12 protein-coding genes are annotated in these 16,027 nt (G+C 66.4%); 9 read left to right on the forward strand and 3 right to left on the reverse strand.

Features of this window, described 5'->3' with window-relative positions; translation table 11 throughout:
- Nucleotides 1-15: 15 nt before the first annotated feature.
- Entirely contained in the window at nucleotides 16-537 is a 522-nt protein-coding gene (locus AC1DRE_RS12355; protein ID WP_476984904.1) for a gamma carbonic anhydrase family protein, read from the forward strand.
- A 9-nt stretch (nucleotides 538-546) separates the two neighbouring features.
- Here AC1DRE_RS12355 and AC1DRE_RS12360 read toward each other — a convergent pair whose 3' ends face one another.
- The gene (locus AC1DRE_RS12360; protein WP_476984905.1) at nucleotides 547-2,277 is read right to left on the reverse strand and encodes a flavin monoamine oxidase family protein; all 1,731 of its coding nucleotides are present in this window, start codon (nucleotides 2,275-2,277) and stop codon (nucleotides 547-549) included.
- Nucleotides 2,274-3,809, reverse strand: coding sequence for an amino acid permease (locus tag AC1DRE_RS12365; RefSeq protein WP_476984906.1), 1,536 nt, complete (start codon nucleotides 3,807-3,809; stop codon nucleotides 2,274-2,276). Before AC1DRE_RS12365 ends, AC1DRE_RS12360 begins: the two co-directional genes overlap by 4 nt.
- Nucleotides 3,810-3,910: 101 nt before the next feature.
- Here AC1DRE_RS12365 and alr point away from each other — a divergent pair, with 101 nt between their 5' ends.
- Together alr and AC1DRE_RS12375 are read left to right on the forward strand one after the other, a co-directional pair.
- Nucleotides 3,911-5,119 (forward strand): alanine racemase, encoded by a 1,209-nt coding sequence (gene alr / locus AC1DRE_RS12370; RefSeq protein ID WP_476984907.1) that lies wholly within the window; start codon nucleotides 3,911-3,913, stop codon nucleotides 5,117-5,119.
- Nucleotides 5,100-6,842 carry a PucR family transcriptional regulator gene (locus tag AC1DRE_RS12375; protein WP_476984923.1) on the forward strand — a complete coding sequence of 581 codons (1,743 nt, stop codon included), beginning with the start codon at nucleotides 5,100-5,102 and terminating at the stop codon, nucleotides 6,840-6,842. The genes alr and AC1DRE_RS12375 overlap by 20 nt, the downstream gene beginning before the upstream one ends.
- On the opposite strand, the gene AC1DRE_RS12380 is transcribed toward AC1DRE_RS12375, so the two are convergent.
- The gene (locus AC1DRE_RS12380) at nucleotides 6,749-7,618 is read right to left on the reverse strand and encodes a nitrilase-related carbon-nitrogen hydrolase (protein WP_476984924.1); all 870 of its coding nucleotides are present in this window, start codon (nucleotides 7,616-7,618) and stop codon (nucleotides 6,749-6,751) included. The genes AC1DRE_RS12375 and AC1DRE_RS12380 overlap by 94 nt on opposite strands.
- Nucleotides 7,619-7,833: 215 nt before the next feature.
- On the opposite strand from AC1DRE_RS12380, the gene AC1DRE_RS12385 reads away from it, so the two are divergent.
- The 6 genes from AC1DRE_RS12385 to AC1DRE_RS12410 all read left to right on the forward strand — a co-directional run bounded on the left by AC1DRE_RS12385 (nucleotide 7,834) and on the right by AC1DRE_RS12410 (nucleotide 15,585).
- Entirely contained in the window at nucleotides 7,834-9,024 is a 1,191-nt protein-coding gene (locus AC1DRE_RS12385; protein WP_476984908.1) for an ROK family transcriptional regulator, read from the forward strand.
- A 130-nt stretch (nucleotides 9,025-9,154) separates the two neighbouring features.
- Nucleotides 9,155-10,714: a multiple monosaccharide ABC transporter ATP-binding protein gene (gene mmsA / locus AC1DRE_RS12390; protein WP_476984909.1), complete on the forward strand. Its 1,560-nt coding sequence runs from the start codon at nucleotides 9,155-9,157 to the stop codon at nucleotides 10,712-10,714.
- A gap of 45 nt (nucleotides 10,715-10,759) precedes the next feature.
- A complete protein-coding gene (mmsB, locus tag AC1DRE_RS12395; RefSeq protein ID WP_476984910.1) occupies nucleotides 10,760-12,031 on the forward strand; it encodes a multiple monosaccharide ABC transporter permease in 1,272 nt (423 codons plus the stop codon).
- Between the two features lie 50 nt (nucleotides 12,032-12,081).
- A complete protein-coding gene (locus AC1DRE_RS12400; protein WP_476984911.1) occupies nucleotides 12,082-13,179 on the forward strand; it encodes a substrate-binding domain-containing protein in 1,098 nt (365 codons plus the stop codon).
- Nucleotides 13,180-13,393: 214 nt separating this feature from the next.
- On the forward strand, nucleotides 13,394-14,878 hold the full coding sequence (locus tag AC1DRE_RS12405) for an ABC transporter permease (protein ID WP_476984912.1): 1,485 nt from the start codon (nucleotides 13,394-13,396) through the stop codon (nucleotides 14,876-14,878).
- Between the two features lie 2 nt (nucleotides 14,879-14,880).
- Complete coding sequence (locus tag AC1DRE_RS12410) at nucleotides 14,881-15,585, forward strand: ABC transporter ATP-binding protein (protein ID WP_476984913.1); 705 nt, start codon at nucleotides 14,881-14,883, stop codon at nucleotides 15,583-15,585.
- Nucleotides 15,586-16,027 lie beyond the last annotated feature (442 nt).

Raw genomic sequence — 16,027 nt, forward strand, 5'->3', positions numbered from 1 at the left:
TCCTAGGCTGGGCTCATGGCTCCTCTTTATCCTTTTGCCGGCACCAGCCCGGACGTCCACCCTTCAGTCTTCGTTGCCCCCAGCGCCTCCGTGATCGGCAACGCCACCCTGGCCGAGGACTCCAGCGCGTTCTACGGCGTCTCGGTCCGTGCTGACACCGCCGCCATCACCGTAGGCGCCGGCAGCAACCTGCAGGACAACGTGGTGCTGCACGCCGACCCCGGATTCCCCTGCACCGTGGGCGCCCGCGTCAGCGTGGGGCACAGCGCCGTCGTGCACGGCTGCACCGTTGAGGACGACTGCCTCATCGGCATGAGCGCCACCATCCTCAACGGCGCGGTGATCGGCGCCGGCTCGCTCGTGGCGGCCGGCGCAGTCGTCCTCGAAGGAACGGTCATCCCGCCGCGGTCACTGGTGGCCGGCGTCCCGGCGAAAGTCCGGCGCGAACTCACCGACGACGAGTACGACGGCGTGCAGCGCAACGCCGCGCACTACCGCGAACTCGCCCGGGCGCACCGGGAAATGCACGCCGGCTGACAGCGACCATCAGTCCAGGCTGATCGGCCCCAGCGCGTCCAGCAGCTCGCCCGGGCCCGGATTGCCCGCATCGGAGTGTCCGCCGAGGTGGTTCACCACGCCCCACACCGCGTTGAGGCCGGTGGTCACGGCGCCCTCGGCCCAGCCGGCGGTGAACGATACGTCATCGCCGGCGAGGAAGATCCCGCGCTGGCCCTCCGGCAGTTTGTCCTGCTTGAAGTGCGTGAACAGCCGCTGCTGGTAGCGGTAGTGCCCGGGCAGGTTCGCCTTGAAGGCGCCCATGAAGTTGGGGTCCGCCTCCCAGGAGACCGTGATGGGCTGGCCGATGATGTGGCTGGCGATGTCCACGCCCGGGTAGATCTGCTCGAGTGAGTGCAGCATGAGCTCCACCCGCTGGTCGGCGTCGAGCGCAAGCCACTTCAGCGCGTCGTCGTTCCAGGTGTAGGAGAGCAGGATGACGGCGGGCTTGTCCGGGCCGTCATCCAGCAGGTAGGTGGCGCGGTTCAGCCGGTCGGTCAGGGTCATGGACATGACGTCGCGGCCGGTCGCAGGATCGGTGTCCTTCCAGAACGGACGGTCCACCATCACGAAGGTCTTGGAGGACTGCATATAGTGCGAGCGTTCGATCGCCGTCCACAGCTCCGCCGGGAACAATGCCTCCTCGGTGTGGATCCGGGTGGACAGCAGCCAGGACTGGCACGTGGTGACCACGGCAGGATAGGACGCCTCCCGCCCCCAGCGTTCGCGCAGGCGCAGGCCGCCGTTGGCGTCCCGGCTGATCCGGTCCACCGCACCGCGCGGGGAACCGGAATGCAGTGACGCCAGTGACGTCCCTTCCGGCCAGTGGGCCATGCCCGACGGCGCGTGCTGCCACAGTGCCTCGGGGAGCCGCTGCGCTCCCCCGGCGATGAGGCGGTGCTGGTCGTCGGCGTCCGTATAGACGACGCGCAGGATTTCGAGGATGGAGTTGGGGAAGTCCGTGTCCCAGCCGCCGGTTCCGAAGCCCACCTGGCCGAATGCTTCGCGGTGGGCGAAGCCCGCTTCCTTGAAGGACTCGCTGGCGGCGATGAAGCCGTAGAACGTCTGTTCGTCCATAAGCGGCAGGAGTTCGTTCCAGATCTCCTTGATCCTGGCCGTATCCCGCGCACGGATGGCGCCCTGCATCTCACTGAACTTGGCGCCGTCGTTCACGGCTGCCTTCCAGGCGTCCGCCACTTCGCGGAAGAACGGCGGGAGGTCTGCCGGGGTGCTGGCGTAGTGCTTCTGCCCGGCCAGTTCGATCACGGTGCTGGAGGTGGCGGGGGCCAGCGGGTTGGGGAACTCCTGGGTCTGCAGGCCCAGCAGGTCCACGTAGTGGTAGAACGCCCTGCCTGACACCGGGAACCGCATGCCGCCCAGGTCCGCCGTCACGCCCGGCGCCGACGGGAAATTGGCGGTCCGCAGCCGGCCGCCGATCTGGTCCGCCTCGTACATGACCGGGCGGAGGCCCAGCTTCATCAGTTCGTAGGCCGTGACCAGCCCGGAGAGCCCCGCCCCGACCACTGCCACTTCGGTCCCGTACAGCTCAGGCGGGACCGACCCAAGGCCCGCCGGGTTGGCGAGATAGTGGTCATAGCTGAAGGGGAAGTCCGGGTTCAGCATGGTGATGGGGGCGTCGTTTGCCCGGCCCGTTGTTGGTGCGGCGTCCGGGCCGGGTGCGGCCGCGGGATCGTTTGCCGGCAGTTCGGTGGCGATGGTCATGAAAGGTCTGCCTTCGTCGGTTCGGTGGTGGACGGTGTTGAAGTTTCGCGGCCGCTGAGTTCACGGTATTCCCCGTGGCTGAGCGCCGCCACCCTGGAGTGGCGCCGGCCGTAGCCGAAGTAGGCAGCGAGGCCCACCAGCATCCAGATGCCGAAGACCACCCAGGTGTCGGCGCCAAGGTTGGCCATGAGGAATGCACACATCAGGGCGCCGAGGATCGGGGTCAGCGGGAACAGCGGGACGCGGAAGGTGCGCTTGAGCTCGGGCCGGTTGCGGCGCAGGTAGATGACGGCAACGTTGACCAGGGCAAAGGCGAACAGGGTGCCGATGCTGGTGGCGTCCGCCAGTGCCCCGAGCGGGACCAGCCCGGCGGTGAGGGCGACGGCGATGCCCACGATCAGGGTTCCGGCAACCGGTGTGCCGGTGCGGGACGAGACGCGGCCGAAGATCCTGGGGATCAGGCCGTCGCGGGACATCGAGAGAAGGATGCGGGTCTGTCCATAGAGGACGGTCAGGACGATGCTGGCAATGGCCAGCACGGCGCCGACGGCGAAGACCAGTGCAATCCACGGCTGCCCGGTGGTCTCTTCGAGGATCTTGACCAGGGCGGCCTCGGTGCCGTCGAACCATCCCCAGGGGCGGGCGCCGATGGCGGCGACAGCAACGAGGACGTAGATGGTGGTCACGATCAGCATGGAGAGCATGATGGCGCGCGGCAGGTCCCGCTTGGGGTTGCGGGCTTCCTCGCCGGCGGTGGAGGCGGCGTCGAACCCGATGTAGGAAAAGAACACCGTAGAGGCGGCGGCCGAGACACCGGCTGCGCCCATGGGCAGGAGCGGTTCGAAGTTGCCTGCGTTGAAGGCGGTGAAGGCTACGACGCAGAAGAACAGGAGGATGCCGACCTTGACCACCACGATGGCGGTGTTGATCCAGGCGCTTTCCCGGGCGCCGCGGACCAGCAGGATCGTGGCCAGGACCACGATGACCATGGCCGGGATGTTCATGATGCCGCCGTCACCGGGCGGCTGGGAGATGGAATCCGGCAGGACCTGCCCGAAGACCGCCAGGGACTCGTTCACGTACTGGCCGGCGCCCACGGCCACGGCGGCCACCGACACGGCGTACTCCAGCACGAGGCACCAGCCGCAGATCCAGGCCATGCCTTCGCCCATGGTGGCGTAGGTATAGGAGTAGCTGGAGCCCGCGACCGGGACCAGTCCGGCCATTTCGGCGTAGGAAACGGCAGAGAGCAGGGCGGCCAGGCCGGCGATCGCGAACGAAATCCAGATGGCCGGACCGGCCAGGGGCACCGATTCGCCGAGGATGACCAGGATGCCTGTGCCCAGAGTGGCGCCGACACTGATCATGGTCAGCTGCAGGACGCCGAAGCTCCGGACCAGTTTGGGGCCGCCATGGCCGTTTTCGGCCTCGCTGACCATCTGGCCGATCGGCTTGCGGCGCAGCAGCTGCGCAGCCAGGCCCGGACGGCGGGCAGCTGCCGGCTGCCTGCCGGTGAGTGTTGGCACAGTCATCATTGACGTCCGTTCGTGAGTAGTTGTCGGTTTCCCCTGGTCCAGCTTAGGTTTGTGAGCCACCTCTCACCGTTGTGCAAAATGCCCTATAGTGTTCTGGCATGAGACTTAATGCACACATCGGTAGCCCGCAGGCCGCGGCGCTGACCGGGCAGGTCAGCGTTGACCTTACGGCCATTTCAGACAACATCCGCAACCTCCGGGAGCGCTCCGCCGCGCCGCATTTCATGGCCGTGGTGAAGGGCAACGCCTACGGTCACGGCCTGGTCGACGTCGCCCGGACAGCACTGGAGGCCGGCGCGGACTGGCTGGGCACAGCGCAGCTTCACGAGGCGATCGCCCTTCGCCGGGCGGACATCGCCGCCCCCGTCCTGTCGTGGCTTTACCTCGCGGCGGCCTCCAGTAGTACGATCCGGGAGGCGCTGGAGTACGACGTCGATGTGTCGCTGGGCAGCGTGGCCCAGCTCGACGTCGTGGCCGGCATTGCGCGCCGGCTGGGGCGTCCCGCCGTCGTCCATCTTGAACTGGACACGGGGCTGAGCCGCGGCGGGGCGCGGGCGGAGGAGTGGGCGGAGCTCGTGGCCGCCGCCCGCTCAGCGGAGCGTGCGGGAACCCTGTCCGTCAGGGGTGTCTGGACCCACCTGGCCTGGGCCGATGTTCCCGCGCACCCGGCCAACATGGCAGCCGTGGACGCCTTCGAAGAAGCCGTCCGGGAAGCACGGGCGGCAGGGCTTGAACCGGCCCTCCGGCATGTCTCAAGCTCCGCCAACATCCTGGACCGGCCGGAATTCGCGTTCGACATGGTGCGGGCCGGCCTGGCGTTCTACGGGCTGGCTCCGGCGGACCACCTTGCTCCGGCCGATTTTGGCCTGCGCCCGGCGCTGACCGTGACAGCGCCGGTGGTGCTGGTAAAGAAGGTGCCCGCAGGAACCGGCGTGAGCTACGAACACCAGGCCTTCACGCACGAGCCGCGGTACCTGGGGCTGATCCCGCTGGGTTATGCGGACGGCATTCCGAAGGGCATCTCGGGCCGCAGCCTCATCCTCCTAGGCGGCCGCCGGGTCCCGGTGATCGGCAAGGTCTGCATGGACCAGTTCATGGTGGACCTGGGCCCGGATGCCAACGGCGTGGCCGTTGGTGACACAGCTGTGCTATTTGGCGATCCGCGGACCGGGGCGGCAAGCGCCGATGACTGGGGCGCGGCGATCGGCAGCCACGGCGACGAGATCATCAACCGAATCGCCCCGCGCCTGCCGCGTGCCTACGAATGCCCGGATTACCAGGAAGCCCGTGGTCCCGGTGGCGCGTGAGGCAGCCGCCGAGCGTCTCGGCTTCGTCACGCTGGAGCAGTTCCTGCAGAAGCTGCCCGCGGAGCTGAAAATACTCCACGACGGCGGCAACGGTGCCGGGCTGCTCCGCTGGGTGGAGCCGAGCGAGCTGGAGGATCCGACGCCGTACCTGCTCGACGGCGAATTCATCCTCACCGCCGGGCTCCCGTTCCTCGGCGACGGCGGTGCAGTGGGGAAGGTGGACGCCTACGTGGAGCGGCTGGTCGGCGCCGGCGTGGGCGCCCTGGGATTCGGGCTGGAACCGTACTTCGATGCCGTGCCCGGCCCCGTGGTTGACGCGTGCCGGCATCACAACCTGACGCTGGTGGAAGTTCCCAAGACTGTTCCGTTTGCGGCGATCGGGCTGGAGTTCTCCCAGCTGCTGGAATCGGACAATGCCCGGGTGTTCAGGCAGCTGGCGGACACCAACAGGCAGCTGATGCGTGCGGTCCTTTCGGCCAGGCCGGAACACGAGCTCCTGGCGGCGCTGGTGCAGCGGGTTCCGGTGTGGGCCCTGCTCGTGGGTGCGGACGGCCGGGTCCGCGCCCGGGCAGCAGTCGGCGGAAGCGCAGCCGGCGGAAGCGCAACCGGCGCACACGGCAGCAGCGCCACCAGCCCGGGAGGCGGACCGCGGAACCCGCCCGCCGCCGTCGAACTTTCCGCCCTGCAGCCGATACTGAAAAAGCTGCTGGCCGGCAGCGGCCCCCGGGTGGAAATGGATTCCCTCGACGAGCCCGGTTCCACCCTGGTGTTCGGCCATCCGCTCCGCAGCACGCGCGACGCCAACCTCGGCGCGCTGATCCTGGGATCCGGCAGCCCCCTCACGCCCGCGCAGAACAGCGTGGTGTCCTCTGTCGTCGGACTCCTGGAACTGCTGGTGCGGCAGCGGACCAGCGGTTCACTCGCGCCGAGCCAGCTGGCGACTGCGCTGCTGCTGCACCCGGAGAGCGTGGCGTCCGGCGGGACCAGGCATGTCAACGGGCTCAAGGACCTCCTGGCGCAGAGCATTTCGTCCACGCGTTCGGCACCGCTGCGGGTCATCCAGGGACTCAAAGCCGACGCCGACTGGCCCGCCGGTGACAGCCCCGTCCGGGAACTGCTGCAGTGGCGCCGGATGTTCGACACCAAGCTGGTGGAGATCACTGACTACGGCTTCGCGGCCATCACCCGGCTCAAGGTGGACGACGCACTGCTGGCCGAGACGGAGAAGCTCGGCTGGCGGCTGGTGATCGGCGATGCCACGGAGTTCCAGGGCCTGGCGTCCGCGTACCAGCGGGTGACTTCGCTGCGCGGGCGGGTGCAGGCAACCGGGAAGAGTGCCCGGGTGGACGAGGTGACGTGGTCTGTCGCCGGGCTGCTCGGCCGCGAGGCCGGGACCATGCTGGCCGCCCGGCTCCTGGAACCCGTGCTCAGCCTGGAGGATCCCGAGCGGCGGTCCGCCCAGTTGGCGGTGCTGCGGACCTGGCTCGGTGAGAACGGCAGCTGGGACTCCACGGCGAAGGCCCTGGGCCTCCACCGCAACAGTGTCCGCCGGCAGATCAATGCCCTCGCGGAGCAACTGGACACCGACCTCAACCAGGCCCAGGTGCGTGCGGAGCTCTGGTTCGCCCTTCAGTACGTGGACGAACCTCCGGCCGCGGATCCTTCCCCTGCCGCCGCGGGCCCGCGTCCCGCGCCTAGCCCGCGCGCTTCCCAGTCACGGTAGAGGTCCGGCCGGCGCTCCCGGAGGTACGGCACGGCGTCCCGCGCTGCCCGGGAGGCAGCCGCGGAGACCTCGGCGAACAGCAGGTCCGGCGACGCCCCGGCCCCGGCCAGTAGCTGTCCGTCGGGACCGGCGATCACGCTGCCGCCCAGGAACGCGCAGCCGTCCTCCGTGCCCGAATGATTGGCGTAGGCCACGGTCAGCTGGCTCTCCAGTGCCCGTGCGCGCAGCAGGACCTGCGGGACGGAATCGAACCCCTGCGACAGGGCCGTGGGTACCAGGAGCAGCTCGGCGCCGCGGACTGCGGCAGCACGCACGGCCTCCGGAAATTCGACGTCGTAGCAGATCACCATGGAGGTCCTGATCCCGTGGAAGTCCACGACGGCGGGAGGTTCGGTTGCAGGGCTGAAGGCCTTGCGCTCCTCCCCGCCGAACAGGTGCACCTTGGCGTAGTTCAGCAGCTCCGCACCCTCCTGGTCCACGAGGGTGGAGGTGATCTGCCACCTGCCGTCCGCGGTGACGGCCGGCAGGCTGTACACCAGGGCGATGCCGTTCCGCCGGGCAATGTCGGCCAGTTGCCGGCGGATGGATGGCAGCCTGGCGGGGTCCAGTTCCGCCCGGATCCGAAGGGGCGCGTAACCCACGGGGAACAGTTCCGGTGTGAGCAGCACCCGGGCCCCGGCCGCCGCGGCCCTTTGGGCGGCGTCATTGACCGTGCCGCAGTTGGCTTCCACATCGAGCACGGCGGAGTTCGCCTGCATCAGCGCCAGCAGCACCATTACCACCTCTAGAAGTCTCCGGGATGCCCGCGGGAACCCGCGGACTCTCTGTAACTACCAGCCTAGTCACGGGTGACTGCAGTGGTCCCGGTGCATTTCCACCCGGAATCCGCCGCCGGCAGTGCGGAACGTCCGTGGGTGCCGCTCCGGCACCGTGATTGCATCTTGCGTTAACTTCTTGACTACAACCGTGCAGATGGTGCACGCTTCATTGCATGCCCTCAACACCGCGCTCAACGAGGAGCCGAACCAAGAATCCTGGTTCACAGTCCGCATTGAGGCACCTGAACCAGCAACGGATCATCGAGTGCCTTCTGAACGGTCCGTCAACCCAGGCTGAACTCGCCCGGCAGACCGGCCTGTCCACGGCCACGGTCTCCAATATCGTCAAGATCATGCAGGATGCCGGGCTGGCGTCCACGGAACCGATCACCAGCTCCGGCCGGCGCGCACTCAACGTCCGGCTCAACAGCAACGGGGCCGTCGCCGTGGGCATCGACTTCGGCCGGCGGCACCTCCGGGTGGTCCTCGCCACGCTGAGCTACCACATCATCGCCGAAGAGTCGGTGCTGCTGCCGTTGGGCCACCACTCCGACGAAGGCATCCGGGCCGCCGTCGACCTCCTGGCCAAACTGCTGGAGGAAAGCGGCGTGGAACGCAGCGCCGTGGTGGGCGCCGGCGTCGGAATTCCCGGCCCCATCGACCGCCGCACGGGCACCGTTGCCCAAGGCGCCATCCTCCCCGAGTGGGTGGGAATCAACATCCTCCAGCACCTTGAGGAAACCCTGAATTTCCCCGTCTTTGTTGACAACGACGCCAATCTAGGCGCACTCTCCGAGGTCACCTGGGGACCCCACAGTGGCATCAGTAACCTGATGTTCCTGAAGATCGGTTCGGGCATCGGCGCAGGCCTGATCCTCAACAGTGCCCCGTACTACGGCAACGTGGGCATCACCGGCGAAATCGGCCACGCCACCATCCATGAACACGGCCTCATCTGCCGCTGCGGGAATAGGGGATGCCTTGAAACCATTGCCTCCACAACCACCATGATCGAGCTCCTCAGCCGCGGCGAGGAGAAACCGCTCAGCGCCGAAGACATCGTCCGCAAGGCGCTGGAGCGGGACTCCGCAACCCTGCGGGTAGTGGACGACGCAGGCCTGGCCGTGGGCAGGGCCCTGGGCAACGTGGCCAACCTCATCAACCCGGAAGTCATTGTGGTGGGCGGTCCGCTGGCCGGGTTGGGAGACCTGCTCCTGGACCCCATCCGACGGGGACTTGTCCGCCATGCGGTGCCCGTGATCGGCGAGACCACCACACTGACAATGTCCTCGCTGGGCGACCGGGCGGAGGCGCTCGGGGCTGCCGCACTCGTGTTCCAGCATGCGGGAATACGCCGCTCCTGATCGTTTCGTTATCTGGCTGTTGCGTTAAAGACTTGACGACAAGGGCTGTGATCCAGTTTACTTTTTCATCAGACGGCCCTGCGGTTTGCGGGGCGGACAACGAAGTCATGCATTGGAGGCGTAAGGGCATATGACGTCCCAGACCACGCACAGCGATCCGATACTTCTCGAGATGCGCTCCATCACCAAGGAATTCCCCGGCGTTAAAGCTTTGTCCGAGGTAAGCCTGCGGGTGAAGGCCGGCGAGATCCACGCAATCTGCGGTGAGAACGGCGCCGGCAAGTCCACCCTCATGAAAGTCCTGTCCGGCGTGTACCCGTACGGCAGCTACGACGGCGACATCGTCTACCAAAACGAGGTTCAGCAGTTCAAGGACATCCGCGCCAGCGAGCATGCCGGCATCGTGATCATCCACCAGGAACTGGCGCTCATTCCCGAGCTGTCCATCATGGAGAACATCTTCCTGGGCAACGAACCCACCAAGCGCGGCGTGATCGACTGGGCCGAGGCCCGGACCCGGTCCACGGAGCTGCTGGCCAGGGTGGGGCTGCGCGAAGATCCCGATACCGCCATCAAGGAAATCGGCGTCGGCAAGCAGCAACTGGTGGAAATCGCCAAGGCCCTAAGCAAGTCGGTAAAACTGCTGATTCTGGACGAGCCGACGGCAGCCCTGAACGAATCCGATTCCCAGCACCTGCTGGACCTCATGCTGGGGCTCAAGGGCCGCGGCATCACGTCCATCATCATTTCCCACAAACTCAACGAGATCGAACAGATCGCCGACTCCATCACCATCATCCGTGACGGCAAGTCCATCGAGACCCTCGATGTGAAGGCCGACGGCGTTGACGAGGACCGCATCATCAAGGGCATGGTGGGCCGGACGCTGGAATCCCGCTTCCCGGACCACGAACCCAAGATCGGCGAGGTGTTCTTCGAGGTCAAGGACTGGAACGTGGGCCACCCGCAGATCCAGGACCGGATGGTCTGCAAAAACTCCAACTTCTTCGTCCGCCGAGGCGAGATCGTCGGCTTCGCCGGGCTGATGGGCGCCGGCCGCACCGAACTGGCACGCTCGGTCTTTGGCCGCTCGTACGGACGGTTCATCTCGGGCCATATCTACAAGGACGGCAAGGAAATCACGCTCCGCACCGTACGCCAGGCGATCGACAGCGGACTCGGCTACGTCACGGAGGACCGCAAGTCCCTCGGCCTGAACCTCCTCGATGACATCAAGACCACCACCGTCGCGGCCAACCTCAAGAAGATCAGCAAGCACAACGTGGTGGATCCCAACAAGGAGTTCACCGTTGCGGAGCAGTACCGCAAGTCGCTGCGGACCAAAACGCCCTCGGTGGAAGAAGGCGTCGCCAAGCTCTCGGGCGGCAACCAGCAGAAAGTGGTTCTCGCGAAATGGATGTTCACCGACCCGGACCTGCTGATTCTTGACGAGCCCACCCGCGGCATCGACGTCGGCGCCAAGTACGAGATCTACGGCATCATCCAGCAGCTGGCCAACCAGGGCAAGGGAGTGATCGTGATTTCCTCCGAACTGCCGGAGCTGCTTGGCCTCTCCGACCGCATCTACACCATCTTCGAAGGCGCCATCACAGGAGTCCTGGACAAGGATGACGCCAGCCAGGAAAGCCTGATGAAGCTCATGACATCCGCCCGCAAGACCGCGGCCTGACCCTGTGGATACTTCCAGAACCTTCCAGACACAAGGACCGAAACAATGAACGCGCTCAAGAAGCTCTTTGGCGGAAACACCCGCCAATTCGGCATGATCTTCGCCCTGGTTGCACTGATCGTCTTTTTCCAGATTTTCACTGAGGGCCGCACGCTCACCCCGGGCAACGTCATCAACCTCTTCAACGGCAACTCCTACATCCTGATCCTGGCCATCGGCATGGTCCTGGTGATCATTGCCGGCCACATCGACCTCTCCGTCGGCTCCGTGGCTGCCTTCGTCGGCGTCGCCGTGGCCCTGGCGATCCGTGACTGGGGCATCCCCTGGTACGCCGGTGTCCTGCTGGGCCTGGCCCTCGGGGCGCTGATCGGGGCCTGGCAAGGGTTCTGGACAGCCTATGTGGGCATCCCTGCCTTCATCGTCACCCTTGCCGGCATGCTGCTGTTCCGCGGCTTCAACCAGTTCGTCGGCAAGTCCAACACCATCCCGGTCCCCAACGACTTCCAGTACCTCGGCTCGGGCTACCTCCCCGAGGTGGGACCCAGCACCGGGTACAACAACCTCACCCTGCTCCTGGGCCTGCTGGCCGTGGCCTGGGTGGTCTTCAGTGAAGTCCGTTCACGCCGCCGGGCCATCGCGCTCGGTGCCGAGGTCCCCGAAGCCTGGGTGATGATCCTCAAGCTGGTCCTGATCTGCGGCGCCATCCTGTACGCCACGTACCTGTTCGCCACCGGCCGCCCGGGCACGTCGTTCCCCATCCCCGGCCTGATCCTCGCCGTCCTGGTCATCATCTACGGTTTCATCTCGTCCAAGACCATCGTCGGCCGCCACATCTACGCTGTGGGCGGCAACCGGCACGCCGCCGAACTCTCAGGCGTCCAGTCCAAGAAGGTCAACTTCCTGGTGATGATGAACATGTCCATCCTGGCCGGCCTGGCCGGCATGATCTTCGTTGGCCGCTCCACCGCCTCCGGCCCCTTCGACGGCGTCGGCTGGGAACTGGACGCCATCGCGGCTGTGTTCATCGGCGGCGCCGCTGTGACCGGCGGCGTGGGCACCGTGATCGGCTCGATCGTCGGTGGCCTGGTCATGGCGGTCCTGAACAACGGCCTGCAGCTCCTGGGCGTCGGCGCAGACCTCACCCAGATCATCAAGGGCCTGGTCCTGCTGATCGCCGTCGCCTTCGACGTCTACAACAAGACCCAGGGCAAGAAGTCGATCATCGGCATGATGATGAAGAACTTCGGCCGCACCAGCACCGAGCTGCAGCCGGACGAGACCACTGCCACGAAGGACGTCATCCGCAAGGAAGCCTGAGCGCTTCCCCACGATTCTCCGCACACCATCTAAAGAAAGTGAACCAAGCAATGCAAATGATTGGTAAAGCAGGAAAGGCAGCAGCGATCGCTGCTATTGCGGCACTGGCGCTGACTGCCTGCGGCCGCGCCGAAACCGGCACCACGGGTGGTAGCAGCGGCGGCGAGGCATTCCCCAAGAACTCCTCGATCGGCGTCGCACTCCCCCAGAAGACCAGTGAAAACTGGGTGCTGGCCGAGAAGCTGTTCAACGACGGCCTGAACGGAGCCGGCTTCAAGGCTGACGTCCAGTTCGCCAACGGCGGCGTCTCCGAGCAGCAGAACCAGATCAGTGCCATGGTCACCAAGGGTGCAAAAGTCATCATCGTAGGTGCCATCGACGGCGCCCAGCTGGGTACCCAGCTCAAGCAGGCCAAGGACTCCGGCGCCACCATCATCGCCTACGACCGTCTGCTCCTGAACACCGAGAACGTGGACTACTACGTGGCCTACGACAACTTCAAGGTGGGCGAGCTCCAGGGCCAGGCGCTGCTGGACGGCATGAAGGCCAAGAAGCCTTCCGGCCCGTACAACATCGAACTGTTCGCCGGTTCCCCGGATGACGCCAACGCGAAGGTCTTCTTCGACGGCGCCATGAGCATCCTCAAGCCGAAGATCGACGACGGAACGCTGAAGGTGCTGTCCGGCCAGAAGTCCTTCGAGCAGGCCGTTACCCAGGGCTGGAAGGCTGAGAACGCCCAGCGTCGGGCCGACACCCTGCTGACCGGCAGCTACGGCACCGCTTCCCTGGACGGCGTCCTGTCCCCGAACGACACCCTGGCGCGTGCAGTCCTGACGTCCGTCAAGGCTGCCGGCAAGCCGCTTCCGGTCATCACCGGCCAGGACTCCGAGGTTGAGTCCGTCAAGTCCATCATGGCCGGCGAGCAGTACTCCACCATCAACAAGGACACCCGCAAGCTCGTTGAGCACGCGATCACCATGGTCAAGGACATCCAGGCCGGCAAGACGCCTGAGATCAACGATGACAAGTCCTACAACAACACGGTCAAGACCGTTCCGGCCTACCTGCTGGATCCGGTCATCGTGACCAAGGAGAACGTCAAGACGGCCTACGTCGACGATCCGGTACTCGGCCCGATCACCAAGTAGACGATCACCAAGTAGTCCGCGCTTCGGCGCCTGCAAGTCAAAGGCCCCGGCCCGCCCGACAGGGTGGGACCGGGGCTCTTGCGTTCCCCGGACCGCACAGCAGCCCAGCGTTCACAGCGAAAACATAGCTTCAGCCCGTTTCCCGCACAGCCACGCGCACCACTGTTGGATCAGCAGCCGGCCATCCCGTCCGGCCAGAGATCCTAGGAGTACCGTGAGCGTCCTCGCCCGAAGTGTAGGCAATGCCTTCAGAAACAAGGTCCGGACCGGGGCCGTAGTGGCGGTGTTGGCAGTGGCAATCGGCCTGGCCTTGTCCATGCTGGTGGCCAACCAGGCAGTTGCCGCCAAAGTCACCGAACTGAACGCATCGGTGGGCACCGTACTGACCGTCAACCCGGCCGGCGGCCAGGGCTTCGAAGGCGGCGGCGAGCCGCTCACGGCTGCGCAGGCTGCCACTGCGGCAGCCGTACCCAACGTGACCGGCGTGGTCGGCACCAAGGCGCTGCGCCTGCGCAACTCAACCGAAGCCGCGGCACAGGCAGCAGCCGGAACACAGGCGGCCGGCCCTGGCGGAGGCCCCGGCGGAGGCCTGGGCGGACCCGGCGGGCAGACCACCACCACGCTGACCACCAGCCTCACCGCCGCCATCGACGCCGGAACGCTCGGCAACCGCAACCAGGCCAGCGAGGGAAGCACCGGATCAACCGGAACCACCCAGCCGGCGCGGACCATGTCGTTGCCCATCACCGCCACCGGAATCGGCGCCGAGGTGGACAGTACGGGCAAGGCCCTGACGATCACCGAAGGTTCCGGCCTGGGCGACTACACCGCCGAGTCAACCAACGCGCTCCTGGGCACCACGCTCGCCGAAAAGAACGGCCTCAAGGTGGGCTCCACGTTCACCATCAATGACCAGACCTACACCGTTGCCGGCCTGTTCGATGCCGGCACCACGTTCGGCAACAACGCCCTCTACGTCACCCTCCCGTCCGCCCAGACGCTGGCTGAACTGCCCGGCGAGCTGTCCACCATGATCGTCACGGTGAACAGCATGGAGAACGTGGACGCCGCCAAGACCGCGCTCCAGGACGCCCTCGGTACCGACAAGGCCGACGTCACCCAGGGCCAGCGCAACCTTGAAACCGCCGTCAGCTCCCTGGGCAGCGTCAAGAACATCTCCTTCATCGCGTTCGTCGCCGCACTGGGCACGGCCGGCCTGATCATCCTCCTGATCATGGTGATGCTGGTCCGCGAGCGCCGTCGCGAAATCGGTGTGCTCAAGGCGATCGGCGCCCCCAACCGCACCATCGGACTCCAGTTCGTCCTCGAGGCGCTGGTCCTGGTGGCGCTCGGCAGCGTGGTGGGTGCCGCCGTCGCCTCCTTCGCCAGTGGCGGCATCGCGTCCGCCCTGGTCAGCTCCAATTCATCCACGACGACCGCGGCAACCACCGGGCGAGGCATGCCCGGCGGGGCGGCCGGTTTCCCCGGCGGCGGGGCCGGTCTTCCGGGCGGCGCTGGTCCCTCCGGGGGGCCGTTCGGCGGAGCGTCCCAGCTCCTGACGACCGTCACCGCGAGCGCCTCCCCGGGCGTGATCGCCGCCGGCATCGCCGCAGTGTTCGGCGTCGCCATCATCGGTGCGCTGGTCCCGGCGCTCCTGACAGCCCGCATCCGCCCCATCGAAGTCCTCCGAGGAGAGTAGCCATGATCGAAGTCAAGAATCTCGTCCGCACGTTCAAGTCCGGCGACCGCACCATCAAACCCGTCAACGACGTCAGCTTCGAACTCGAGCAGGGCACGATCGCGTCCATCGTGGGCAAGAGCGGCAGCGGCAAGAGCACGCTCCTGTCCCTGCTGGGTGCCCTGGACAAGCCCACCAGCGGAGACGTCGTCGTCAACGGCGTTAGCCTGGCCAGCATGCCGGACGGCAAGCTGACCGAATACCGGCGACGCGACATCGGCTTCGTCTTCCAGCAGTTCAACCTGATCCCCAACCTGTCCGCCGTGGACAACGTGATGCTGCCCATGGAGTTCGCTGGGGTCCGGAGGGCCGCGCGGCTTGCACGGGCCAAGGAACTGTTGGAGCAGGTGCAGCTGGATCCGGAGAAGCACGTGCGCCGCATCAACCGCCTGTCCGGCGGCGAGCAGCAGCGTGTGGCGATTGCCCGCGCGCTGGCCAACGAGCCCAAACTCATCCTCGCGGACGAGCCGACCGGCAACCTGGACGAGCAGACCGGTGACCACATCATCGAGCTCCTCAGCTCGCTCAGCCGCGACCACAACACCACCATCCTGGTGGTCACGCATGACAGGGCACTGGCCAACAAGACGGACCGCCGGTTCCGGCTGCAGCAGGGGCGCCTCACCGAAGAGCCCGCACGTACCAGGGTCGGAGCGGCCTCGGCCTAAGCGCGGGAGCTGAGGGAGGGCAGGTTGGAACCCTCTCTCAGCTCCTGCAGTCTCTGAGGCAACCCTCTCTCACTTTTCGCACGAAATATTCGGACGCTCTCCCAGTATGAACTGCTCCCCGGAAGTTGGACTGAGAAATTCAGTTCCGGCTTTCGGGGAGCAGTTTTATGCATGCACGTAGTTCATTGGCTGAGGCGCAGCGTGAGGCGGCTGTAGCGTTGTTTGAGAAGGGCGTCGGGTATCGGGCGGCGGCTCGGTTGTTGGATGCGCCCTGTGTGCCGGTCAGGGCGCTGTATGGGCGGTGGAGGATTCATGGGCAAGGAGTGCTGGTGAGCAGGCCGGTGAAGTCGTACTCCTTCGAATTCAAGCTCGCCTTGGTGCAGCGGTTCCTCGCGGGCGAGCCCGGCCCGGAGCTGGCAGTGGAGGCCGGTTTGGCCTCCCG

The sequence above is a fragment of the Arthrobacter sp. P4_H3 genome (genome assembly GCF_056400885.1).